The organism is Buttiauxella agrestis, assembly GCF_900446255.1.
Taxonomy (GTDB): domain Bacteria; phylum Pseudomonadota; class Gammaproteobacteria; order Enterobacterales; family Enterobacteriaceae; genus Buttiauxella; species Buttiauxella agrestis.
This window is the reverse complement of the sequence record NZ_UIGI01000001.1, coordinates 4,777,265-4,801,123: the sequence shown is the minus strand read 5'-3', so window position 1 is coordinate 4,801,123 and position 23,859 is coordinate 4,777,265. Positions and strand designations below refer to the sequence as shown.

Below are 23,859 nucleotides of genomic sequence, written 5' to 3'. Positions count from 1 at the left end.
TATACGCCACCTCGAGTTAGCAAGCGAAAACGCCTGACTCACTGCTCTTTAACAATTTATCAGACAATCTGTGTGGGCACTCGCAGGATTGATATCTCAGATACCTTCGGGTATCAAAAAAATATCAAGTCTTGAAGAGTGACCAAGCAGTAATTCATTTAGTTGAATTATTACGAAAGTTAATTTTTGAGCACCGCTTCACGAGTTGAAGCAAATCAAGCTTTTAATTGAAGAGTTTGATCATGGCTCAGATTGAACGCTGGCGGCAGGCCTAACACATGCAAGTCGAGCGGTAGCACAGGGAGCTTGCTCCTGGGTGACGAGCGGCGGACGGGTGAGTAATGTCTGGGAAACTGCCTGATGGAGGGGGATAACTACTGGAAACGGTAGCTAATACCGCATAACGTCTTCGGACCAAAGAGGGGGACCTTCGGGCCTCTTGCCATCAGATGTGCCCAGATGGGATTAGCTAGTAGGTGAGGTAATGGCTCACCTAGGCGACGATCCCTAGCTGGTCTGAGAGGATGACCAGCCACACTGGAACTGAGACACGGTCCAGACTCCTACGGGAGGCAGCAGTGGGGAATATTGCACAATGGGCGCAAGCCTGATGCAGCCATGCCGCGTGTATGAAGAAGGCCTTCGGGTTGTAAAGTACTTTCAGCGAGGAGGAAGGCATTGTGGTTAATAACCGCAGTGATTGACGTTACTCGCAGAAGAAGCACCGGCTAACTCCGTGCCAGCAGCCGCGGTAATACGGAGGGTGCAAGCGTTAATCGGAATTACTGGGCGTAAAGCGCACGCAGGCGGTCTGTCAAGTCGGATGTGAAATCCCCGGGCTCAACCTGGGAACTGCATTCGAAACTGGCAGGCTAGAGTCTTGTAGAGGGGGGTAGAATTCCAGGTGTAGCGGTGAAATGCGTAGAGATCTGGAGGAATACCGGTGGCGAAGGCGGCCCCCTGGACAAAGACTGACGCTCAGGTGCGAAAGCGTGGGGAGCAAACAGGATTAGATACCCTGGTAGTCCACGCCGTAAACGATGTCGACTTGGAGGTTGTTCCCTTGAGGAGTGGCTTCCGGAGCTAACGCGTTAAGTCGACCGCCTGGGGAGTACGGCCGCAAGGTTAAAACTCAAATGAATTGACGGGGGCCCGCACAAGCGGTGGAGCATGTGGTTTAATTCGATGCAACGCGAAGAACCTTACCTACTCTTGACATCCAGAGAATTCGCTAGAGATAGCTTAGTGCCTTCGGGAACTCTGAGACAGGTGCTGCATGGCTGTCGTCAGCTCGTGTTGTGAAATGTTGGGTTAAGTCCCGCAACGAGCGCAACCCTTATCCTTTGTTGCCAGCGGTTCGGCCGGGAACTCAAAGGAGACTGCCAGTGATAAACTGGAGGAAGGTGGGGATGACGTCAAGTCATCATGGCCCTTACGAGTAGGGCTACACACGTGCTACAATGGCGCATACAAAGAGAAGCGACCTCGCGAGAGCAAGCGGACCTCATAAAGTGCGTCGTAGTCCGGATCGGAGTCTGCAACTCGACTCCGTGAAGTCGGAATCGCTAGTAATCGTAGATCAGAATGCTACGGTGAATACGTTCCCGGGCCTTGTACACACCGCCCGTCACACCATGGGAGTGGGTTGCAAAAGAAGTAGGTAGCTTAACCTTCGGGAGGGCGCTTACCACTTTGTGATTCATGACTGGGGTGAAGTCGTAACAAGGTAACCGTAGGGGAACCTGCGGTTGGATCACCTCCTTACCTAATAGATACAAACCCGCGTAGTGCTCACACAGATTGTCTGATGAAGAATAACGAGCAGAATACCTTTATAGGCTTGTAGCTCAGGTGGTTAGAGCGCACCCCTGATAAGGGTGAGGTCGGTGGTTCAAGTCCACTCAGGCCTACCAATTCTCACGCCTGTGTTTTGAGATTTGGAATAAAGGTATCTGTTAGTGACTGTATGGGGTTATAGCTCAGCTGGGAGAGCGCCTGCCTTGCACGCAGGAGGTCTGCGGTTCGATCCCGCATAGCTCCACCATTACTTACTAATAGTATTCAGTCAAAAAAATTACTTCTAAGTGTACTGTTTAACAGTGTGCTGAGAAGTATTTGCTCTTTAAAAATCCGGAACAAGCTGAAAATTGAAACGACACACTGTTTCCTTTCTCCGTAATAAGAAAGGAAAATGCGGTGTGTTCGAGTCTCTCAAATTTTCACAACATACGATTGTGTCTTACGAGACATCTTCGGGTTGTGAGGTTAAGCGACTAAGCGTACACGGTGGATGCCCTGGCAGTCAGAGGCGATGAAGGACGTGCTAATCTGCGATAAGCGTCGGTAAGGTGATATGAACCGTTATAACCGACGATTTCCGAATGGGGAAACCCAGTGTGATTCGTCACACTATCGTTAAGTGAATACATAGCTTAACGAAGCGAACCGGGGGAACTGAAACATCTAAGTACCCCGAGGAAAAGAAATCAACCGAGATTCCCCCAGTAGCGGCGAGCGAACGGGGAGCAGCCCAGAGTCTGAATCAGTTTGTGTATTAGTGGAAGCGTCTGGAAAGTCGCAGGGTACAGGGTGATACTCCCGTACACAAAAATACACATACTGTGAACTCGAAGAGTAGGGCGGGACACGTGGTATCCTGTCTGAATATGGGGGGACCATCCTCCAAGGCTAAATACTCCTGACTGACCGATAGTGAACCAGTACCGTGAGGGAAAGGCGAAAAGAACCCCGGCGAGGGGAGTGAAACAGAACCTGAAACCGTGTACGTACAAGCAGTGGGAGCCTCTTTTATGGGGTGACTGCGTACCTTTTGTATAATGGGTCAGCGACTTATATTCTGTAGCAAGGTTAACCGTATAGGGGAGCCGCAGGGAAACCGAGTCTTAACTGGGCGTTAAGTTGCAGGGTATAGACCCGAAACCCGGTGATCTAGCCATGGGCAGGTTGAAGGTTGGGTAACACTAACTGGAGGACCGAACCGACTAATGTTGAAAAATTAGCGGATGACTTGTGGCTGGGGGTGAAAGGCCAATCAAACCGGGAGATAGCTGGTTCTCCCCGAAAGCTATTTAGGTAGCGCCTCGTGAACTCATCTTCGGGGGTAGAGCACTGTTTCGGCTAGGGGGCCATCCCGGCTTACCAACCCGATGCAAACTACGAATACCGAAGAATGTTATCACGGGAGACACACGGCGGGTGCTAACGTCCGTCGTGAAGAGGGAAACAACCCAGACCGCCAGCTAAGGTCCCAAAGTCATGGTTAAGTGGGAAACGATGTGGGAAGGCACAGACAGCCAGGATGTTGGCTTAGAAGCAGCCATCATTTAAAGAAAGCGTAATAGCTCACTGGTCGAGTCGGCCTGCGCGGAAGATGTAACGGGGCTAAACCATGCACCGAAGCTGCGGCAGCGACGCTTAGGCGTTGTTGGGTAGGGGAGCGTTCTGTAAGCCGTTGAAGCTGGACTGTGAGGTCTGGTGGAGGTATCAGAAGTGCGAATGCTGACATAAGTAACGATAAAGCGGGTGAAAAACCCGCTCGCCGGAAGACCAAGGGTTCCTGTCCAACGTTAATCGGGGCAGGGTGAGTCGACCCCTAAGGCGAGGCCGAAAGGCGTAGTCGATGGGAAACAGGTTAATATTCCTGTACTCGGTGTTACTGCGAAGGGGGGACGGAGAGGGCTATGTTAGCCGGGCGACGGTTGTCCCGGTTTAAGCATGTAGGCGGAGAGTTTAGGTAAATCCGGACTCTTATCTAACGCTGAGGTGTGATGACGAGGCACTACGGTGCTGAAGTAACAAATGCCGCACTTCCAGGAAAAGCCTCTAAGCATCAGGTAACAACGAATCGTACCCCAAACCGACACAGGTGGTCAGGTAGAGAATACCAAGGCGCTTGAGAGAACTCGGGTGAAGGAACTAGGCAAAATGGTGCCGTAACTTCGGGAGAAGGCACGCTGTCGGTAGGTGAAGTCCCTCGCGGATGGAGCTGAAGGCAGTCGAAGATACCAGCTGGCTGCAACTGTTTATTAAAAACACAGCACTGTGCAAACACGAAAGTGGACGTATACGGTGTGACGCCTGCCCGGTGCCGGAAGGTTAATTGATGGGGTTAAGCGCAAGCTGAAGCTCTTGATCGAAGCCCCGGTAAACGGCGGCCGTAACTATAACGGTCCTAAGGTAGCGAAATTCCTTGTCGGGTAAGTTCCGACCTGCACGAATGGCGTAATGATGGCCAGGCTGTCTCCACCCGAGACTCAGTGAAATTGAAATCGCTGTGAAGATGCAGTGTACCCGCGGCAAGACGGAAAGACCCCGTGAACCTTTACTATAGCTTGACACTGAACATTGAGCCTTGATGTGTAGGATAGGTGGGAGGCTTTGAAGTGTGGACGCCAGTCTGCATGGAGCCAACCTTGAAATACCACCCTTTAATGTTTGATGTTCTAACGTAGACCCGTGATCCGGGTTGCGGACAGTGTCTGGTGGGTAGTTTGACTGGGGCGGTCTCCTCCTAAAGCGTAACGGAGGAGCACGAAGGTTAGCTAATCACGGTCGGACATCGTGAGGTTAGTGCAAAGGCATAAGCTAGCTTGACTGCGAGAGTGACGGCTCGAGCAGGTGCGAAAGCAGGTCTTAGTGATCCGGTGGTTCTGAATGGAAGGGCCATCGCTCAACGGATAAAAGGTACTCCGGGGATAACAGGCTGATACCGCCCAAGAGTTCATATCGACGGCGGTGTTTGGCACCTCGATGTCGGCTCATCACATCCTGGGGCTGAAGTAGGTCCCAAGGGTATGGCTGTTCGCCATTTAAAGTGGTACGCGAGCTGGGTTTAGAACGTCGTGAGACAGTTCGGTCCCTATCTGCCGTGGGCGCTGGAGAATTGAGGGGGGCTGCTCCTAGTACGAGAGGACCGGAGTGGACGCATCACTGGTGTTCGGGTTGTCATGCCAATGGCATTGCCCGGTAGCTAAATGCGGAAAAGATAAGCGCTGAAAGCATCTAAGCGCGAAACTTGCCCCGAGATGAATTCTCCCTGGGAACTTGATTCCCCTGAAGGAACGTTGAAGACTACGACGTTGATAGGCTGGGTGTGTAAGCGTAGCGATACGTTGAGCTAACCAGTACTAATGATCCGTGAGGCTTAACCTTACAACACCGAAGGTGTTTTGGTTGAGAGACTAAGCATTTGATTTTCAGCTTGAACCGAGATTTTAAGTCGATGGTTATGTGGATAACATGACGGTTGATGAAACAGAATATGCCTGGCGGCACTAGCGCGGTGGTCCCACCTGACCCCATGCCGAACTCAGAAGTGAAACGCCGTAGCGCCGATGGTAGTGTGGGGTCTCCCCATGCGAGAGTAGGGAACTGCCAGGCTCCAAATTCAAAGCAGTAAAAGCCAGAATGTGACATCTGGTGGTAGTAAGAAAGAAATTCGGTGGAGCGGTAGTTCAGTCGGTTAGAATACCTGCCTGTCACGCAGGGGGTCGCGGGTTCGAGTCCCGTCCGTTCCGCCACTTATTAAAAAAATTATGCCTGCTAAATTAGCGGGCATAATACTAAGCGTTATCTAGGGGCGTAGCTCAGTTGGTAGAGCACCGGTCTCCAAAACCGGGTGTCGCGAGTTCGAGTCTCTCCGCCCCTGCCATATATAATCCTTTGCTTCGGCAAAGGATTTTTTTTTGCCTAAAATTCCCCTAGGATATACTGCCGAACGACAAAAGCGCATTACTGCGCTATAAGTGGTGTCTTTAATAACTCTTTGATTGTGCTTTGTTTATCGCTATTTTGTAACCAAATTGCATACAAAGGGCGTGAAAGCGTAGTGCTATCAGGCACAAGGTAAATCCCTTCTCGTTTCTTGGCCCACTCCACGGGTAAAAATGAACATCCATTGAGCTGTTGTAGTAGCTTGTAGGCGATTTGAGCTGAGCTGGTTGTCAGTATCGGAACGCCATCATTACTAATCAGTCCCGTCTCATGCTGCTGAAAATCAGGCCCCCATTCCAGACGTAAATACTTTAACTCTGCTTTTGACGTTTGCTGAGCAGCAGAAAAAAGTGCCAGGTCAAAATGTCCCAGTAATTGACTGGAAAACTCATCCATCTTAGGAGATTCAGTCGTGATCAGCAGATCAAGTTGTCGTTCATGCAATTGCTTAACTAACGATTTTCGTTGGGATATACGTGCTTCAAATTGCAGGTCTTTATGTTGTTGATAAAGCGCCACAAGCCACTCTGAAAGCATGCATTCCCAAAGTGATGAGCTGGCACCAATCGTTAATTCATTGTGTTGTGAGGTGTGAGAAACCTCTTTTTTGGCCGTTAACCAAATACTCATAAGATTTTCTGCATACGGCAGTAAACGCTCGCCAGCTGTCGTCAGCCGAATATTATTGCGATGGCGGGTAAAAAGATTTACCCCGAGTTGGTTCTCTAATTGGCGAATACGGAAGCTAACGGCTGATTGCGTTAGATAAAGTGCCTCCGCAGCCCTCCCAAAATGTCGCGTTCGACTCACTTCGAGGAACGTTTTTAGTAATTCAGTATCCACGACCCACTCCCAAAAAAATTTGTCGTTATGATTTAAATGTTTTGTTTGACGCTCTGTCAAGCGTAACTAATACTCCGCGCCATAAATAGCTCGACCAAGAGAATTAGGAGCGTGCAGGATGGCGGAAAGCTTTACGACGACTAATCGGTTTTTCGACAATAAACATTATCCGCGCGGGTTTGCTCGCCATGGTGATTTCACCATCAAAGAGGCCCAGCTGTTAGAGCGTCATGGTTATGCGTTCAATGAGCTGGATCTCGGCAAGCGTGAACCTGGTACTGAAGAAGAAGTTCTGTTTGTTGCGGTTTGCCGCGGCGAGCGTGAGCCAGTCACTGATGCCGAACGCGTGTGGAGCAAGTATATGACGCGAATCAAGCGTCCTAAGCGTTTCCATACTCTCTCCGGTGGCAAGCCGCAGGCAGATGCGGTTGAAGACTACACCGAAAGCGATGATTAACAGAAATGGGGCGAAAGCCCCATTTTTTTATCCTGCTAACTATTGTAAATGAATCAACAAACGGTCGATTGCACGGTAGCTGAGTGCTTCCAGAAGATGTTCCCGCCTTATCTGTTCACTTTTCTGAATATCTGCAATGGTTCGAGCAACCTTTAATAAACGGTGCCAGGCTCGTATCGATAATCCCAGTTTCACCAGCGTCTCTTCCAGCCAGATCGCATCATTGTGCTCAATAGAACAATGCATCTTGATTTCGTGGTTATCCAGCCTGGCATTGAGTTTTTGCTGGCGTTCATATTGTCGCCGCTGCGTGTCTATCACACGCGCCCTCACATCAACGCTGCTTTCAACGTTCAAACCCGGATTGCTTAAAATCCCTGATGGAGGAAGAGGGACCTCAACGGATAAATCAAAACGATCCAAAAATGGCCCTGAAAGCCTGCTGAGGTAGCGAAGTGTCTGCTCAGGCGTACAACGGTTATGCTTACCCTGATAATGCCCTGTCGGGCTAGGATTCATGGCGGCCAGTAGTTGGAATTTTGCAGGGTAACTAATTTTGGCTCGTGTTCGGGATATATGAATTTCACCCGATTCTATAGGCTCACGTAATGCATCCAGAACCCGGCGTTCAAATTCCGGAAGCTCATCGAGGAACAGCACGCCATTGTGCGCCAGTGATATTTCTCCGGGTCTTGGAATCGTTCCTCCCCCTACCATAGCAGTCAACGAAGCACTGTGATGAGGCGCTCTGAAAGGGCGCTGGCGCCATTGCTGTTGTAGTGAGTGCGGATTGACCAGGCTTATGATCGCCGCACTCTCCAGCGCTTCACCATCGTTCAATGGGGGGAGCAATGTATTGAGGCGGCTGACTAGCATGGTTTTGCCCGTGCCGGGTGGCCCAATAAGCAGAAGGTTATGCCCGCCAGCTGCCGTTATCTCCAGCGCTCGTTTCCCTTGCGATTGCCCAAAAATCTCATTGAGATCTTGTCCATATTCAACCTCTGGCTGCGGTAGCTTTTCTGGAGCGAGTAAATCACCTTTTCCTTCAAGGAATGCGCAGACTTGAGTGAGGTGGTTTGCAATAAGGCAGCCGGGCTGCTCAATCAAACCGAGTTCTGTGGCATTTTCATCTGCAATAATGATCTTCTTTCCTGCTTTTAAAGCCTCCATTGCTGATGAAATTGCACCTGGAACGCCGCGTAGTGCCCCCGTAAGCGCAAGTTCACCCACGAACTCATATTGCTCCAGTTTATCAATTGAAAGCTGCTCTGAAGCTGCCAGCAACGCCAGAGCGATAGGTAAGTCATATCGTCCGCCTTCTTTGGGAAGATCCGCGGGCGCAAGGTTTATCGTGATTTTACGGGCCGGAAACGTATATCCACTGTTAATGATGGCGCTGCGCACCCGGTCTCGCGCTTCCCGTACAGTGGTTTCCGGCAAACCAACGAGGGTTAAGCCCGGTAATCCCTGGCTGATATGAACCTCAACGGTGACCAATGGGGCTGCAATGCCTAATGCCGCTCTTGTGTTAACAACTGCCAGTGACATAGTTCGCTCCTTTGGAATGAGCTTTATCCTGTCAGCTTGCTAATGTGGCCTAAAGTGTCAAATGAGAGTTCTTCGAAATGCTTTCCAGACTTTCCGGTCGGATTTCTTTTCACAGCAATTTTTCTGCGACACGCCCCGCAAAAAATTATTTTTTCGCTAAGACCAGACGAGAACAATAAGAATTGGCTCTTTATGAAATATTTTCACTATCTTGTTATTTACTGAAAACAATAATCTTTTATCAATTTTTAATTTTAATCTCCCGGGTCGTTCATAAAAAATTCTTGTGCTTTGATCAAACACTGTGATAACTCTGTAGGCATTACTTCGAACAAGTAGACAGAATAAACAAACATGAAAGCCCTTCTACAAGTGATTAGCCTGGTCGTGATTAGCGTGGTGGTGATTATTATTCCACCGTGCGGGGCTGCACTTGGAGAAAGAAAGGCTTAAAAATCAAGCCTGAATCGAAAAGAACCCCCGCACCGAAAGGTCCGGGGGTTTTTTGTTGGGTAAAAAATTTGGAGAGGAACAGACAATGCGTTGCAGCATAAAATGCTGTTTCTCCAGTAGTGAGACGGGGAACTAACTATGAATGGTGCGCAGTGGGTGGTACATGCGTTGCGAGCGCAGGGTGTTGAGACAGTTTTCGGCTATCCGGGTGGCGCAATCATGCCAGTCTACGATGCTTTATATGACGGTGGGGTCGAACATTTGCTCTGCCGCCATGAGCAAGGTGCCGCAATGGCCGCCATTGGTTATGCACGTTCTACTGGAAAAACAGGGGTTTGCATCGCCACTTCTGGACCTGGTGCGACCAACCTGATAACCGGCCTTGCTGATGCGTTATTAGACTCCGTTCCTGTTGTTGCCATCACAGGCCAGGTTGCCGCTCCATTGATCGGGACCGATGCTTTCCAGGAGGTCGATGTTTTAGGCCTCTCACTTGCCTGCACTAAACATAGTTTCCTCGTTGAATCTTTTGAAGATTTACCTCGCGTGCTCGCTGAAGCATTTGAAATCGCAAATTCTGGCCGTCCCGGCCCGGTATTAGTTGATATCCCTAAAGATATTCAATTAGCGCAAGGGGATCTGGAGCCGTGGTTGTCGACGGTTGAAGATGATTTCGCCATTCCATATGCCGAGCTGCAACAGGCTCGTGAAATGATTGCGAGTGCTCGCAAGCCGATGTTGTATGTCGGCGGTGGGGTTGGTATGGCTCAGGCGGTTCCTGCGCTGCGCGAATTTATTGCGGTTACCAATATGCCTTCCACCGTCACGTTAAAAGGCCTGGGTGCGGTTCCGGCTGACCACCCATTTTATTCCGGTATGTTGGGCATGCACGGCACCAAAGCGGCGAACCTTGCGGTGCAAGAGTGCGACTTGCTGATTGCCGTCGGCGCACGCTTTGACGACCGTGTTACCGGCAAGCTGAATACCTTTGCCCCGCACGCGAAAGTGATCCATATGGACATCGACCCGGCCGAGCTGAGCAAGCTGCGTCAGGCACACGTTGGGTTGCAGGGGGATTTGGTCCAGTTATTACAGGCGTTGCAGCAACCTCTGGATATCGCTGACTGGCAGCAAGACGTAGCCACTTTGCGCGCTGAAAACCCATGGCGTTACGATCATCCCGGCGAAGCTATTTTTGCCCCGTTATTACTGAAACAAATCTCCGACCGCAAGCCGCAGGAATGCGTGGTGACGACCGATGTGGGCCAGCATCAGATGTGGACGGCCCAGCATATGTCCTTCACGCGCCCGGAAAATTTCATCACTTCCAGTGGCCTGGGGACAATGGGCTTTGGTTTACCAGCGGCAGTTGGCGCACAGGTTGCGCGACCAAATGATACGGTCATCTGTATCTCGGGTGACGGCTCTTTCATGATGAATGTTCAGGAGTTGGGCACCGTAAAACGAAAACAGCTGCCGTTGAAAATCGTTTTACTGGATAACCAGCGTTTAGGAATGGTTCGCCAGTGGCAGCAAATGTTTTTCTCCGAACGTTATAGTGAAACCAACCTCTCCGATAACCCTGATTTCCTCATGCTGGCCAGCGCCTTTGGTATCCCAGGCCAACACATTACCCGTAAAGACCAGGTAGAAGCTGCCATCGAAACGATGTTGAACAGCGATGGCCCATACATGCTTCACGTCTCAATTGATGAGTACGAAAATGTCTGGCCGTTGGTGCCACCCGGTGCCAGTAACTCACAAATGCTGGAGAAATTATCATGATGCAACATCAGCTCGCAGTAACGGCCCGTTTTCGTCCAGAAACGCTGGAGCGCGTGTTACGCGTCGTGCGCCATCGCGGTTTTCAGGTTTGTTCTATGAACATGGTCACGCTGGGGAATACTGACGATATTAATATTGAATTGACCGTTGCCAGCCTGCGCCCAGTCGAATTACTGTTTAGTCAATTAAGCAAACTGGTGGACGTTGGTCGCGTCGAAATCCAGCAACAAACAACACAACAAATCCGCGCCTGAGCGCAGAAGGAAGAGAACAATGACGACGAAGAAAGCTGATTACATCTGGTTCAATGGTGAGATGACGCCGTGGGGCGAGGCAAAGGTCCATGTAATGTCCCATGCGCTACATTACGGCACATCGGTATTTGAAGGTATCCGTTGCTACGAATCTCACATTGGCCCAGTGGTGTTCCGCCATCGTGAACACATGCAGCGTTTGCGTGACTCCGCAAAAATCTATCGTTTCCCTGTATCACAAAGTGTTGATGAGCTGATGGAAGCCTGCCGTAACGTTATTCGTAAAAATAACCTGACCAGCGCGTATATCCGCCCATTAGTGTTTGTTGGTGATGTCGGTATGGGCGTGAACCCGCCAGATGGCTATACCACAGATGTGATCATCGCAGCCTTCCCATGGGGTGCATATCTCGGCGCAGAAGCGCTGGATCAAGGGATCGACGCGATGGTTTCCTCCTGGAACCGTGTAGCGCCAAACACCATTCCAACTGCGGCGAAAGCGGGCGGTAACTATCTTTCTTCCTTGCTGGTTGGCAGCGAAGCTCGTCGCCATGGTTATCAAGAAGGCATCGCGCTGGACGTGAACGGCTACCTGTCAGAAGGCGCAGGTGAAAACCTGTTTGAAGTGAAAGACGGCATCCTGTTTACCCCGCCATTTACCTCTTCCGCATTACCAGGCATTACCCGTGACGCAATTATCACACTGGCAAAAGATCTGGGTATCGAAGTGCGTGAGCAAGTGTTGTCTCGCGAATCCCTGTATCTGGCGGACGAAGTGTTCATGTCAGGCACTGCTGCGGAAATCACGCCAGTTCGTAGCGTAGACCGCATTCAAGTGGGTGAAGGCCGTTGTGGCCCTGTCACTAAACGTATTCAACAGGCATTCTTTGGTCTGTTCACTGGCGAAACAGAAGATAAATGGGGCTGGTTAGATCAGGTCAACCCTAAGTAAAAATATAACTAAGCGGATGGTGATTACCGTCCGCTCGACAGACAGACTGGAGTAAATAAGCATGCCTAAGTACCGTTCAGCCACCACCACCCACGGCCGTAATATGGCGGGTGCCCGCGCTTTGTGGCGCGCAACTGGGATGACCGATGACGATTTCGGCAAGCCAATTATTGCGGTAGTGAACTCCTTTACTCAATTCGTACCAGGACACGTTCACCTGCGCGATTTGGGTAAATTAGTCGCCGAACAAATCGAAGCCTCCGGCGGCGTGGCTAAAGAATTCAACACCATCGCCGTTGATGACGGCATCGCCATGGGTCACGGCGGCATGCTTTATTCTCTGCCGTCACGCGAGCTTATCGCCGACTCCGTGGAGTACATGGTCAACGCACACTGCGCCGATGCCATGGTATGTATCTCCAACTGCGACAAAATCACCCCAGGGATGTTGATGGCCTCTTTGCGCCTGAACATTCCGGTCATCTTCGTTTCCGGCGGCCCGATGGAAGCCGGGAAAACCAAACTGTCTGACCAAATCATCAAGCTCGACCTGGTTGATGCGATGATCCAGGGCGCTGACCCGAAAGTGAGCGACGAGCAAAGCGAGCAGGTCGAACGTTCCGCTTGCCCAACTTGCGGCTCCTGTTCCGGTATGTTCACGGCTAACTCCATGAACTGTCTGACAGAAGCGCTGGGCCTGTCTCAGCCGGGTAACGGTTCTCTGCTGGCAACGCACTCCGATCGTAAAGAGTTGTTCCTGAATGCCGGTAAACGCATCGTCGCGCTGACCAAAAGTTATTACGAGCAGGATGATGAAAGTGCATTGCCACGTAGCATCGCCAGCAAAGAAGCGTTTGAGAACGCCATGACGCTGGATGTTGCGATGGGCGGCTCAACGAATACCGTTCTGCACTTACTGGCGGCCGCTCAGGAAGCAGAACTCGATTTCACCATGACGGATATAGACCAGCTTTCTCGCAAAGTGCCTCAGCTGTGTAAAGTCGCGCCGAGCACCCAGAAATACCATATGGAAGATGTGCACCGTGCGGGTGGCGTAATTGGTATTTTGGGCGAACTGGATCGTGGTGGCTTACTGCATCGCAATGTGAAAAACGTTCTGGGTCTGACCCTGACGCAAACGCTGGAACAATACGATGTCATGCTGACCAAAGACGAAAGCGTGAAAAGCATGTTCTCCGCAGGTCCGGCGGGCATTCGTACCACAAAAGCTTTCTCGCAGTCCTGCCGTTGGGATTCTCTGGATGTTGACCGCCAAAACGGTTGTATCCGTTCCAAAGAAAATGCCTATAGCCAGGAAGGTGGTTTGGCGGTGCTTTACGGCAACTTTGCTGAAAATGGCTGCATTGTGAAAACAGCGGGTGTGGACGACGAAAGCCTGGTATTCCGTGGCCCTGCAAAAGTCTACGAAAGCCAGGATGATGCGGTTGAAGCAATCCTTGGCGGCAAAGTCGTCGCGGGCGACGTGGTCGTTATTCGCTACGAAGGGCCAAAAGGCGGGCCGGGCATGCAAGAAATGCTCTACCCAACGACCTTCCTGAAATCTATGGGGCTGGGCAAGGCCTGTGCGCTGGTCACTGATGGGCGTTTCTCTGGTGGTACCTCTGGCCTTTCTATCGGTCACGTTTCGCCTGAAGCGGCAAGCGGCGGTAATATTGCGCTGATTGAAGATGGCGACATGATTGCCATCGACATCCCAAACCGTGGCATCCAACTGGAATTGAACGAGCAGCAAATGGCTGCACGTCGTGAAGCGCAAGAAGCTCGCGGTGCGCAAGCCTGGACTCCACGTGCGCGTGAACGCCAGGTTTCCTTCGCTCTGCGCGCTTACGCCATGCTTGCCACCAGTGCCGATAAGGGCGCGGTGCGCGATAAAAGTAAGCTTGGAGGCTAATCATGGCCGAGTCACAACCACTACCTGACGCCCCTTGCGGGGCGGAATATCTGCGAGCTGTACTGCGCGCACCGGTTTACGAAGTCGCGCAGGTTACACCGTTGCAGAAGATGGAAAAGCTCTCCTCACGGCTGGATAACGTGATTCTGGTGAAGCGTGAAGACCGCCAGCCGGTGCACAGTTTCAAATTGCGCGGCGCATACGCCATGATTGCGGGGCTGAACAGTGAGCAAAAAGCCAGCGGCGTGATTACGGCTTCAGCGGGCAATCATGCACAAGGTGTTGCGCTTTCTTCAACGCGTTTGGGTATCAAGTCTTTGATAGTGATGCCTGTTTCGACAGCGGATATCAAAGTTGATGCCGTCCGCGCATTTGGCGGTGAAGTCCTGCTACACGGTGCCAACTTTGATGAAGCGAAAGCTCGAGCCATCGAACTTTCTCAGCAGCAAGGCTTCACTTACGTTCCTCCGTTTGACCACCCGGCAGTCATTGCCGGGCAGGGCACACTGGCGCTGGAACTGCTGCAACAAGATGCGCATATCGATCGCGTTTTCGTACCGGTCGGCGGCGGCGGTCTGGCAGCGGGTGTGGCGGTGTTGATCAAACAACTGATGCCACAAATCAAAGTGATTGCCGTTGAAGCGGAAGATTCAGCCTGCCTGAAAGCAGCACTCGATGCGGGCAAGCCCGTTGATTTGGCGCGCGTCGGTTTGTTTGCTGAAGGCGTCGCGGTTAAGCGCATCGGCGATGAAACGTTCCGTCTGTGCCAGGAATACCTCGACGACATCATTACGGTAGATAGCGATGCTATCTGCGCTGCGATGAAAGATCTGTTCGAAGATGTTCGTGCGGTTGCTGAACCGTCTGGTGCTCTGGCGCTGGCGGGGATGAAAAAGTACATCCAGCAGCATCAGATCCGTGGTGAACGCCTCGCTCACGTATTATCCGGGGCGAACGTTAACTTCCACGGCCTGCGTTACGTTTCTGAACGTTGCGAGCTGGGCGAACAGCGTGAAGCGTTACTCGCCGTGACGATCCCTGAGCAAAAAGGCAGCTTCCTGAAATTCTGCCAGGTGCTGGGTGGGCGCTCGGTCACTGAGTTTAACTATCGCTATTCGAATTCGTCAGAAGCCTGCATTTTCGTCGGTGTTCGGTTGACGCGTGGCGTGGAAGAACGACACGAAATTATCGAACTATTGAATGCTGGCGGCTATGGCGTTGTCGATTTGTCTGATGACGAAATGGCGAAATTGCACGTACGCTACATGGTGGGCGGGCGACCGTCTAAGCCACTGCGCGAGCGGTTGTACAGTTTCGAATTCCCTGAGTCGCCAGGCGCTTTGCTGAAATTCCTGCAAACGCTCGGGACACACTGGAATATTTCCCTGTTCCACTATCGCAGTCATGGCACGGATTATGGCCGTGTTTTGGCGGCGTTTGAACTGGGTGAAAACGAACCGGATTTCGAAACCCGTCTCAACGAGTTGGGTTACGATTGCCACGACGAAACCAATAACCCGGCATTCCGCTTCTTCCTCGCGGGTTAGTGGTTACCGGGTAGTAATTTCCAGAATGCATGCACAAGCGGCTCATTGAGCCGCTTTTTTTGTACGCAAACGCCCAGCTCAAAGGGCGTGTTTTCATCGTTTCGTTCCAGAACCTGCACGCGGTTGCGCACCGGTTCGGGACTATTTTCCAGCACGATTTCTGGAATCAGCGCCACACCACAGCCCAGCGCCACCATCGAAACCATCGCCTCATGGCCCGCAACCGTCGCATAAATAAACGGATTACTGATTTTTTGGCGGCGGAACCACAACTCAATTCGGCGGCGCACCGGACCTTGGTCCGGCAAAATAAACGGCACTTTCGCCCAATCAGGATCGGGCTGATTAACCTGAGCACGCACCGGGCAGGCCAGTGCGGGTGCGATAAGTGCTACGGATAAGTTATCCAGAATCGAGAAAGCAACGCCGGGAGGTAACGTTTCTGGCTTACCGGCAATCGCAAGATCCGCTTCATCGGAATCCACTTTTTCTACCGCATCGGCGGCATCGCCGGTGGTCAGTTTGATCTCAACATTTGGATGCTCAGCACGGAATCTATCCAGAATGGGTGGTAAATGACTGTAGGCGGCGGTGACGGAGCAAAAAAGATGTAGCTCGCCGGTGAGTGATGGCCCTTCTTGCCCGATGGTGTGGCGCATTTGCTGATACTGCAAAAGCGTATGTTGAGCGAACTGTTTGAGCTGATCGCCCGCTTCAGTCAGCGTAACGGTACGGTTATCGCGTAAAAACAAAGGCTGACCCAGATCGTCTTCCAGGCGCTGGATTTGGCGCGAAAGCGTGGATGGGCTGACGTGCATAGCCCGAGCGCTTCTGCCGAAATGGCGGCTTTCTGCGAGGTGAAGAAACGTTTTCAGGTCGCGCAAATCCATGGTCATCAGCCCTCGTTTTTACGTTGCATAAATTGCAACGTCACGTTGTTAATATATCAATTTAAGCAACGCATTTCCTGTCATATAGTGAGTTCATTATCGCAAGCAAGACACGGCTGGCGAACCTTATAAAAGCACAACACAACGACTACGGAGTACCACCACGATGGCTAATTATTTCAACACTTTGAACCTGCGTCAGCAGTTGGCGCAATTGGGTAAATGTCGTTTCATGGCGCGCGCAGAATTCGCTGATGAAGCAAGCTACCTCAAAGGCAAAAAAGTCGTCATCGTCGGCTGTGGCGCACAGGGCCTGAACCAGGGTCTGAACATGCGCGACTCCGGTCTGGATGTTGCTTATGCTCTGCGTGCAGAAGCTATCGCTGAAAAACGCGCTTCATGGCGTAAAGCGACCGAAAACGGTTTTAAAGTTGGCACCTACGAAGAACTGATCCCGCAAGCGGATCTGGTTGTTAACCTGACGCCAGACAAGCAGCACTCCGCAGTAGTAAAAGCCGTTCAGCCAATGATGAAAGATGGCGCAGCACTGGGCTACTCCCACGGTTTCAACGTGGTTGAAGTGGGCGAGCAAATCCGTAAAGACATCACTGTGGTGATGGTTGCGCCAAAATGCCCGGGCACTGAAGTTCGTGAAGAATACAAGCGTGGTTTCGGTGTTCCGACCCTGATTGCGGTTCACCCAGAAAACGATCCGAAAGGCGAAGGCATGGCCATCGCTAAAGCCTGGGCTGCTGCCACTGGCGGTCATCGTGCTGGTGTTCTTGAATCTTCCTTCGTAGCTGAAGTGAAATCTGACCTGATGGGTGAGCAAACTATTCTGTGCGGCATGCTGCAAGCGGGTTCTCTGCTGTGCTTCGACAAGCTGGTGGAAGAGGGCACTGACCCAACGTATGCAGAAAAACTGATTCAGTTCGGCTGGGAAACCATCACCGAAGCGCTGAAACAAGGCGGCATTACGCTGATGATGGACCGTTTGTCCAACCCGGCAAAAATCCGTGCTTATGCCTTGTCTGAGCAACTGAAAACGATTATGGCTCCGCTGTTCCAGAAACATATGGATGACATCATCTCCGGCGAATTCTCTTCCGGCATGATGGCTGACTGGGCAAATGACGATAAAAACCTGCTGACCTGGCGTGAAGAGACCGGCAAAACTGCATTCGAAACCGCTGCACAGTTTGACGGTAAAATTTCCGAGCAGGAATACTTCGATAAAGGCGTTCTGATGATCGCAATGGTGAAAGCGGGCGTTGAGCTGGCATTCGAAACCATGGTTGATGCGGGCATCATCGAAGAATCAGCTTACTACGAATCACTGCATGAGCTGCCGCTGATTGCGAACACCATCGCCCGTAAGCGTCTGTACGAAATGAACGTGGTTATCTCTGATACCGCTGAGTACGGCAACTACCTGTTCTCTTACGCGGCAGTGCCATTGCTGAAAGAGTTCATGACCACGCTGCAAGCAGGTGATTTGGGTAAAGAAATCCCAGCTGGAGCGGTTGATAACGCGCAACTGCGTGATGTGAACGAAGCGATTCGTAACCATGAAATCGAAACCGTTGGCAAGAAACTGCGCGGTTATATGAAAGATATGAAGCGTATCGCTGTCGCGGGCTAATCGCGAAGCCAAAAAATAAAAAGGCCGGGGAATTCCCCGGCCTTTCTGTTAATTACGGTATAACACTTTGATGATGTGGTAACCGAACTGCGTGTGCAGCGGGCCGTATGGCTCCAGCAGCGGGCAGGAGAACACCACTTTATCGAACGCTGGAACCATCTGGCCCTGGCGGAACTCACCTAAGTGACCACCTTTTTTGCCTGATGGGCAGGTGGAATGTTTTTTAGCTAGCTTTTCGAAATCGCCGCCATTCTGAAGCTGAGTCAGAATTTCCTGGGCCAGTTTTTCTTCCTTAACAAGGATATGCAATGCTGCCGCGGTTTTTGCCATGATAGTGCCTTGGTAGTATGGATTATGGTGGATATAATACCATGTACTTTTTATACCCTCCTGACTTTCACTGAGTGACCCTATGCGTTTAAACCCTGGCCAACAACAAGCCGTCGAATTTGTCACTGGACCCTGCCTGGTCCTGGCGGGCGCTGGCTCGGGCAAAACACGTGTGATCACCAATAAAATGGCGTATTTGATCCGCGAATGCGGTTATCAGGCTCGCCATATTGCCGCCGTGACTTTTACCAATAAAGCGGCGCGAGAGATGAAAGAACGCGTGGCGCAAACGCTGGGGCGCAAAGAAGCGCGCGGCTTATTGATCTCCACCTTCCACACCTTAGGCCTTGAGATCATTAAACGTGAGTACGCGGCGCTGGGGATGAAGCCTAACTTCTCGTTATTCGACGACACCGACCAGACGGCGTTGTTGAAAGATCTGACGGAAGGATTGCTTGAAGACGATAAGACATTATTGCAGCAACTGATCTCGACGATCTCAAACTGGAAAAACGATCTGATGTCGCCATCGCAGGCCGCTGCGCAGGCCAAAGGCGAGCGTGACCGAATCTTTGCTCATTGCTACGGCCTGTATGATACGCATTTGAAATCCTGCAATGTGCTGGATTTTGACGATCTAATTTTGCTGCCGACGCTGCTTTTACAACGTAATGAAGAAGTCCGGGAACGCTGGCAAAATCGCATTCGCTATTTGCTGGTGGATGAATATCAGGATACCAACACCAGCCAGTACGAACTGGTGAAATTACTGGTCGGTGCGCGGGCAAGATTCACCGTGGTAGGCGATGACGACCAGTCGATTTACTCCTGGCGCGGTGCCAGACCACAAAACCTGGTGCTGTTGAGCCAGGATTTCCCCGCATTGCAGGTCATTAAGCTTGAACAGAATTACCGTTCTTCCGGACGTATTCTGAAGGCGGCAAACATTCTTATTGCCAACAACCCGCACGTTTTTGAAAAGCGCCTTTTTTCTGAGCTGGGATACGGCACCGAGCTAAAAGTGGTGACGGCAAATAGTGAAGATCATGAGGCCGAGCGGGTGACTGGCGAGCTGATTGCTCATCACTTTATCAATAAAACCAACTACAAAGACTACGCCATACTTTATCGCGGGAATTTCCAGTCGCGCGTATTTGAAAAGATGCTGATGCAGAATCGCATTCCTTATCGCATTTCTGGTGGCACTTCGTTCTTCTCGCGCCCGGAAATCAAAGATCTGTTGGCTTATCTTCGCGTGCTGACTAATCCGGATGACGACAGTGCATTCATGCGGATTGTGAATACGCCAAAACGTGAAATTGGCTCTGCGACGTTGCAAAAACTAGGTGCCTGGGCGATGCAACGTAATAAAGGTTTGTTTCACTCCAGTTTCGATATGGGCCTGAGCCAGACGTTAAGCGGGCGCGGCCTTGAGTCGCTCCAGCGTTTTACTCACTGGCTTCGTGACGTGGCTACTTTGGCTGAGCGTGAGCCCATTGCGGCCGTTCGCGATTTGATTCACGGCGTTGATTACGAAAGCTGGCTGTACGAAACATCTCCCAGCCAGAAAGCTGCCGAAATGCGCATGAAGAACGTCAACACACTGTTTAGCTGGATGACAGAAATGCTTGAGGGTTCAGAAATCGACGAACCGATGACGTTAACTCAAGTAGTCACTCGCTTTACACTGCGCGATATGATGGAACGCGGTGAAAGTGACGAAGAAGCCGATCAGGTTCAGCTGATGACTCTTCATGCCTCGAAAGGGCTGGAATTCCCCTATGTATTTTTAGTGGGAATGGAAGAAGGGCTTCTTCCGCATCAGAGCAGTATTGATGAAGACAATATCGAAGAAGAGCGCCGTCTCGCGTACGTAGGAATTACCCGTGCGCAGAAAGAGCTGACTTTTACGCTGTGCAAAGAGCGCCGACAATATGGTGAATTAATTCGCCCGGAACCGAGTCGTTTCTTGCTTGAATTACCGCAAGATGATTTGCAATGGGAAACGGAACGGAAGGTAGTTTCGCCAGAAGAACGGATGAATAAAGGTCAGAGTAATGTTGCCAACATCCGTGAAATGCTGGCAAAAGCACGTAAAAGTTAAGTTACTTAATCGTCAAAGGCCAGTGGACATAGCTTTGCCACAGGCTTTCTTGCGCAAGTAATTCTGCACCGAGAGGGTGGCATTCGAGCCACTTTTCAGGCAGTCCAAGCTGTAGGTTTTCACCTTCAACGCTCAGAGTGATTTCTGGCAAGATATCGTCGCGACGACGGCTGGCAAAGATAATAGCCAGTCGCAACAGGCGGCAAATATTTTCAGCAATGCGTGGCGGGACGGCGTTTTGCTGGTGGAGAGAAGAAAGATCGACCGGGTTGGTTTGGTTCAGCATCAGAGTCGCCAGCAGTTTTTTCTGTGCTGGCGTATAACCCGGTAAATCGAGGTTTTTCACCAGATATGCAGCATGCTGTGGCGCTTGTTTAAAATCTACACTCAGGCCAATTTCATGAAGCAAAGCGGCGCTGTTAAGCATTTCAATGCTGAGTGGCGTCAGGTTCCATACATCTGCAACCTGTTTTGCAAGAGCCTGAGCGAGTTGTTGGACGCGTTCTGCCTGGCCTGTATCCACCATAAAACGACGTTGGATATTGCGCACCGTGCGGCTTCTGATTTCCTGATTCACGGTCAAATGAAGCATTCCGTAAACCAGCCCTTCACGTAACGCACCGCCGGCAAGCGTCATACAATCGATTGATAACTCTTCAAAGATAGCGATTAAAATCGCAAGGCCGCTTGGAAATACCAACGCTCTTTCCAGCGTTAAACCTTCAATTTCCAGCTCTTCAAGCCGCCCGCACTGAATTGCTCTTTGCTTCAACTGCTGAAGTTTAGCCAGAGTAATTCGCTCGTCCATTCCCTGCGCCATCATGATCTCTTGCAGTGCTTGCACAGTACCCGACGCACCGACGCACACTTTCCAGCCATGATGTTTTAATGAGTCGCATACCGGGCGCAGAACCTCTTTTGCGGCGGCTTCGGCGGCATCAAAGTTCTCTTTCGCTAAGTTTCGGTCGCTAAAGAACCCCTCAAGCCAGGTTACGCAGCCCATCGATAAACTAAATAGGGCTGTAGTTTGCGCACCTGTTCCGGTCACAAGCTCAGTGCTAGCTCCACCTATATCAACGACTAAGCGTTGATCGGCACCCCCGGTAGTATGGGCAACACCTTGATAAATCAGACGTGCTTCTTCTTCGCCTTGAATAATTTGCACCGGGCAGCCAAGAATTTTTTCAGCCTGGTCAATGAATTCCTGAGCGTTGGTGGCAAGGCGGAGAGTTGCGGTGGCGACCACACGAATTTGTGTTTGGGGGATATCCTGGAGGCGCTCAGCAAACAAGCGCAGGCATTGCCACCCGCGCTCCATTGCTTCACGTGAAAGCGTATTATCTTTGCTTAAACCCGCAGCCAGGCGGACTTTTCGCTTAATCCGGGCAAGGGTTTGTATACTCCCTGCCACCTCACGTACCACCAACATATGAAAGCTATTAGAGCCTAAATCAATTGCAGCATACAGTGAGGTGGAGCTGAGCATAAATTTTAACCTGTGCGACGGCGATTACCACGGGAAGCGCCACCATTACGACGAGGACCGTTACCCGGGCGGGAACGAGTCAGGCGTTTCGGTGGAGGAAGTTCGCTTAACAGTGCTTCAGTTTTGTACTTGCTGACCGGGATTGAGTGACCGATGTAGGTTTCAATAGCGGACAGGTTCAGCGCGTAGTCTTCACATGCCAGGCTAATGGAATGACCGCTTTCGCCAGCACGGCCAGTACGGCCAATACGGTGAACGTAGTCTTCGCAATCGTCCGGAAGATCGTAGTTGAACACATGTGTGACTAAAGGAATATGCAAGCCACGTGCTGCTACGTCGGTTGCGACCAGAATATCGAGATCGCCACGGGTGAATTCTTCAAGAATGCGCAGACGTTTTTTCTGTGCAACATCGCCAGTTAACAGACCGACACGATGTCCATCAGCGGCGAGGTGGCCCCAGATATCTTCACAACGGTGTTTGGTGTTAGCAAAGATAATTGCGCGGTCTGGCCACTCTTCTTCGATGAGTGTCTGCAACAGGCGCATTTTCTCTTCATTAGAAGGGTAGAACAGCTCTTCCTGAATGCGATGACCGGTTTTTTGCTCCGGTTCAACTTCAACGTATTCCGCGTTGTTCATTTGCTCAAACGCCAACTCACGCACACGGTAAGATAATGTAGCGGAGAACAGCATGTTCAGGCGTTGAGTGACGGGCGGCATACGACGGAACAACCAGCGAATATCTTTTATAAAGCCCAGATCGTACATACGATCGGCTTCATCGAGCACCACAACCTGAATTGCGCCTAAGTTAATGTGGTTTTGTTTTGCGTAATCGATCAAACGACCCGTCGTGCCGATAAGAATATCAACACCACTTTCCAGCACTTTAAGCTGTTTGTCGTAGCCATCACCACCGTATGCCAGGCCGAGTTTGAGGCCGGTTGATTGCGCGAGTGGCTCTGCATCTGAGTGAATTTGCACTGCCAGTTCACGAGTCGGTGCCATAATTAAAGCACGCGGCTGGTTCACCTGGCGATTCTCTGGAACCGGGTGAGAGAGTAAATAATGGAACGTTGACGTTAAAAACGCCATCGTTTTGCCAGTACCGGTTTGCGCCTGCCCTGCAACGTCACGATTCGCTAGTGTCAGCGGTAGTGCCAGTGCTTGAATTGGGGTGCAGTTATGGAACCCTTTATTTTCAAGGGCTTCAATCACCTTAGGGTGCAGGGCGAAGTCGGAAAACTTCTGTTCGGTCAAATGTGTTTTGCTCATAGTGTGGTAGAATATCAGTTTACTATTGCTTTACGAAAGCACATCCGTTGAAATAAACGGGGTGAAATAAAGTCACCCCAAGTTGGTTGAGGCTACACCAACAAGGTAGACACAATCCTGCGGAGTAGAACATGAGCGATAAAATTATTCACCTGACTGACGACAGTTTCGACACGGACGTGCTAAAAGCTGATGGGTTGATTCTGGTTGATTTCTGGGCAGAGTGGTGTGGTCCATGCAAGATGATCGCCCCGATTCTTGATGAAATCGCTGATGAATATCAGGGCAATCTGACCGTTGCTAAACTGAACATCGATCAGAACCCGGGCACGGCGCCAAAATATGGTATCCGTGGTATCCCAACTCTGTTGCTGTTCAAAAACGGTGAAGTGGCTGCGACCAAAGTTGGTGCGCTGTCTAAAGGCCAGTTAAAAGAGTTCCTCGACGCTAATCTGGCATAACGGAATCTCAGCCGGTGCGTGCGCGGTTTGCAATTTTTTGTGAGCTGCTGGACGCCCGGCGTCAGTCATGCTAAGTTACTTTTACTGCATTTTGAACTTGTCTTGTAGTTTGAATCTTTGTAATACCCGATGCTTCCCGTTAAATTTCACTAAGACGCTGTTTTACAGTGAACATCAGGTCGCAT

Annotated in this window: 16 protein-coding genes, 4 tRNA genes and 3 rRNA genes; 17 read left to right on the top strand and 6 right to left on the bottom strand. The window is 51.0% G+C overall.

What is annotated here, in order from left to right:
- Positions 1 to 224 precede the first annotated feature (224 nt).
- The 7 genes from DY231_RS22715 to DY231_RS22685 all read left to right on the top strand — a co-directional run bounded on the left by DY231_RS22715 (position 225) and on the right by DY231_RS22685 (position 5,671).
- Positions 225 to 1,764, top strand: a 16S ribosomal RNA gene (locus tag DY231_RS22715).
- A gap of 72 nt (positions 1,765 to 1,836) precedes the next feature.
- Positions 1,837 to 1,913: transfer RNA gene (locus tag DY231_RS22710), tRNA-Ile, on the top strand.
- Positions 1,914 to 1,968: 55 nt separating this feature from the next.
- Positions 1,969 to 2,044 (top strand) — tRNA-Ala (locus DY231_RS22705).
- A gap of 219 nt (positions 2,045 to 2,263) precedes the next feature.
- Positions 2,264 to 5,172: ribosomal RNA gene (locus DY231_RS22700) — 23S ribosomal RNA — on the top strand.
- Between the two features lie 112 nt (positions 5,173 to 5,284).
- Positions 5,285 to 5,400: ribosomal RNA gene (gene rrf, locus DY231_RS22695) — 5S ribosomal RNA — on the top strand.
- Together the 16S, 23S and 5S rRNA genes with 4 tRNA genes alongside form the textbook arrangement of a ribosomal RNA operon.
- Positions 5,401 to 5,463: 63 nt before the next feature.
- A tRNA-Asp gene (locus DY231_RS22690) sits at positions 5,464 to 5,540 on the top strand.
- Positions 5,541 to 5,595: 55 nt separating this feature from the next.
- A tRNA-Trp gene (locus DY231_RS22685) sits at positions 5,596 to 5,671 on the top strand.
- An 80-nt stretch (positions 5,672 to 5,751) separates the two neighbouring features.
- Here DY231_RS22685 and hdfR read toward each other — a convergent pair.
- Positions 5,752 to 6,576: an HTH-type transcriptional regulator HdfR gene (hdfR, locus tag DY231_RS22680; RefSeq protein WP_115631935.1), complete on the bottom strand. Its 825-nt coding sequence runs from the start codon at positions 6,574 to 6,576 to the stop codon at positions 5,752 to 5,754.
- Positions 6,577 to 6,694: 118 nt separating this feature from the next.
- On the opposite strand from hdfR, the gene DY231_RS22675 reads away from it, so the two are divergent.
- Positions 6,695 to 7,033, top strand: coding sequence for a MaoP family protein (locus DY231_RS22675; protein ID WP_034492261.1), 339 nt, complete (start codon positions 6,695 to 6,697; stop codon positions 7,031 to 7,033).
- A 39-nt stretch (positions 7,034 to 7,072) separates the two neighbouring features.
- Here DY231_RS22675 and DY231_RS22670 read toward each other — a convergent pair whose 3' ends face one another.
- A complete protein-coding gene (locus tag DY231_RS22670) occupies positions 7,073 to 8,581 on the bottom strand; it encodes a YifB family Mg chelatase-like AAA ATPase (protein ID WP_115631623.1) in 1,509 nt (502 codons plus the stop codon).
- 354 nt (positions 8,582 to 8,935) lie between these two features.
- On the opposite strand from DY231_RS22670, the gene ilvL reads away from it, so the two are divergent.
- The 6 genes from ilvL (at position 8,936) to ilvA (ending at position 15,484) form a co-directional block, all read left to right on the top strand.
- Positions 8,936 to 9,034 carry an ilv operon leader peptide gene (gene ilvL, locus DY231_RS22665; RefSeq protein ID WP_072009493.1) on the top strand — a complete coding sequence of 33 codons (99 nt, stop codon included), beginning with the start codon at positions 8,936 to 8,938 and terminating at the stop codon, positions 9,032 to 9,034.
- A gap of 138 nt (positions 9,035 to 9,172) precedes the next feature.
- Positions 9,173 to 10,819 (top strand): acetolactate synthase 2 catalytic subunit, encoded by a 1,647-nt coding sequence (gene ilvG, locus DY231_RS22660; protein ID WP_115631622.1) that lies wholly within the window; start codon positions 9,173 to 9,175, stop codon positions 10,817 to 10,819.
- Complete coding sequence (gene ilvM / locus DY231_RS22655; RefSeq protein ID WP_034492255.1) at positions 10,816 to 11,073, top strand: acetolactate synthase 2 small subunit; 258 nt, start codon at positions 10,816 to 10,818, stop codon at positions 11,071 to 11,073. Before ilvG ends, ilvM begins: the two co-directional genes overlap by 4 nt.
- Positions 11,074 to 11,092: 19 nt before the next feature.
- A complete protein-coding gene (locus DY231_RS22650; protein ID WP_115631621.1) occupies positions 11,093 to 12,025 on the top strand; it encodes a branched-chain amino acid transaminase in 933 nt (310 codons plus the stop codon).
- 61 nt (positions 12,026 to 12,086) lie between these two features.
- Positions 12,087 to 13,937 (top strand): dihydroxy-acid dehydratase, encoded by a 1,851-nt coding sequence (gene ilvD, locus DY231_RS22645; protein WP_115631620.1) that lies wholly within the window; start codon positions 12,087 to 12,089, stop codon positions 13,935 to 13,937.
- 2 nt (positions 13,938 to 13,939) lie between these two features.
- Positions 13,940 to 15,484 (top strand): threonine ammonia-lyase, biosynthetic, encoded by a 1,545-nt coding sequence (gene ilvA / locus DY231_RS22640; RefSeq protein ID WP_115631619.1) that lies wholly within the window; start codon positions 13,940 to 13,942, stop codon positions 15,482 to 15,484.
- On the opposite strand, the gene ilvY is transcribed toward ilvA, so the two are convergent.
- On the bottom strand, positions 15,481 to 16,374 hold the full coding sequence (gene ilvY, locus DY231_RS22635) for an HTH-type transcriptional activator IlvY (protein WP_115631934.1): 894 nt from the start codon (positions 16,372 to 16,374) through the stop codon (positions 15,481 to 15,483). The genes ilvA and ilvY overlap by 4 nt on opposite strands.
- Positions 16,375 to 16,540: 166 nt before the next feature.
- Between ilvY and ilvC the strand changes: the two genes are divergently transcribed.
- Entirely contained in the window at positions 16,541 to 18,016 is a 1,476-nt protein-coding gene (ilvC, locus tag DY231_RS22630; protein WP_034492245.1) for a ketol-acid reductoisomerase, read from the top strand.
- A gap of 48 nt (positions 18,017 to 18,064) precedes the next feature.
- On the opposite strand, the gene ppiC is transcribed toward ilvC, so the two are convergent.
- Positions 18,065 to 18,346: a peptidylprolyl isomerase PpiC gene (gene ppiC / locus DY231_RS22625; RefSeq protein ID WP_034492243.1), complete on the bottom strand. Its 282-nt coding sequence runs from the start codon at positions 18,344 to 18,346 to the stop codon at positions 18,065 to 18,067.
- A gap of 82 nt (positions 18,347 to 18,428) precedes the next feature.
- Between ppiC and rep the strand changes: the two genes are divergently transcribed.
- On the top strand, positions 18,429 to 20,450 hold the full coding sequence (gene rep / locus DY231_RS22620; RefSeq protein WP_115631618.1) for a DNA helicase Rep: 2,022 nt from the start codon (positions 18,429 to 18,431) through the stop codon (positions 20,448 to 20,450).
- A 1-nt stretch (position 20,451) separates the two neighbouring features.
- On the opposite strand, the gene gppA is transcribed toward rep, so the two are convergent.
- Positions 20,452 to 21,936 (bottom strand): guanosine-5'-triphosphate,3'-diphosphate diphosphatase, encoded by a 1,485-nt coding sequence (gppA, locus tag DY231_RS22615; protein ID WP_115631617.1) that lies wholly within the window; start codon positions 21,934 to 21,936, stop codon positions 20,452 to 20,454.
- 5 nt (positions 21,937 to 21,941) lie between these two features.
- Positions 21,942 to 23,213: an ATP-dependent RNA helicase RhlB gene (rhlB, locus tag DY231_RS22610; RefSeq protein ID WP_115631616.1), complete on the bottom strand. Its 1,272-nt coding sequence runs from the start codon at positions 23,211 to 23,213 to the stop codon at positions 21,942 to 21,944.
- Between the two features lie 131 nt (positions 23,214 to 23,344).
- Between rhlB and trxA the strand changes: the two genes are divergently transcribed.
- Positions 23,345 to 23,674, top strand: a complete 330-nt coding sequence (gene trxA / locus DY231_RS22605; protein ID WP_034461718.1) for a thioredoxin TrxA — start codon at positions 23,345 to 23,347, stop codon at positions 23,672 to 23,674.
- The last annotated feature ends 185 nt before the right edge of the window (positions 23,675 to 23,859 follow it).

Coding starts and splice junctions, on each gene's coding strand:
- ilvC (WP_034492245.1), top strand. CDS start 16,541: ATGGCTAATTATTTCAACACTTTGAACCTGCGTCAGCAGTTGGCGCAA.
- DY231_RS22675 (WP_034492261.1), top strand. CDS start 6,695: ATGGCGGAAAGCTTTACGACGACTAATCGGTTTTTCGACAATAAACAT.
- rep (WP_115631618.1), top strand. CDS start 18,429: ATGCGTTTAAACCCTGGCCAACAACAAGCCGTCGAATTTGTCACTGGA.
- ilvY (WP_115631934.1), bottom strand. CDS start 16,374: ATGGATTTGCGCGACCTGAAAACGTTTCTTCACCTCGCAGAAAGCCGC.
- rhlB (WP_115631616.1), bottom strand. CDS start 23,213: ATGAGCAAAACACATTTGACCGAACAGAAGTTTTCCGACTTCGCCCTG.
- ppiC (WP_034492243.1), bottom strand. CDS start 18,346: ATGGCAAAAACCGCGGCAGCATTGCATATCCTTGTTAAGGAAGAAAAA.
- DY231_RS22650 (WP_115631621.1), top strand. CDS start 11,093: ATGACGACGAAGAAAGCTGATTACATCTGGTTCAATGGTGAGATGACG.
- ilvD (WP_115631620.1), top strand. CDS start 12,087: ATGCCTAAGTACCGTTCAGCCACCACCACCCACGGCCGTAATATGGCG.
- trxA (WP_034461718.1), top strand. CDS start 23,345: ATGAGCGATAAAATTATTCACCTGACTGACGACAGTTTCGACACGGAC.
- ilvG (WP_115631622.1), top strand. CDS start 9,173: ATGAATGGTGCGCAGTGGGTGGTACATGCGTTGCGAGCGCAGGGTGTT.
- ilvA (WP_115631619.1), top strand. CDS start 13,940: ATGGCCGAGTCACAACCACTACCTGACGCCCCTTGCGGGGCGGAATAT.
- DY231_RS22670 (WP_115631623.1), bottom strand. CDS start 8,581: ATGTCACTGGCAGTTGTTAACACAAGAGCGGCATTAGGCATTGCAGCC.
- ilvL (WP_072009493.1), top strand. CDS start 8,936: ATGAAAGCCCTTCTACAAGTGATTAGCCTGGTCGTGATTAGCGTGGTG.
- ilvM (WP_034492255.1), top strand. CDS start 10,816: ATGATGCAACATCAGCTCGCAGTAACGGCCCGTTTTCGTCCAGAAACG.
- gppA (WP_115631617.1), bottom strand. CDS start 21,936: ATGCTCAGCTCCACCTCACTGTATGCTGCAATTGATTTAGGCTCTAAT.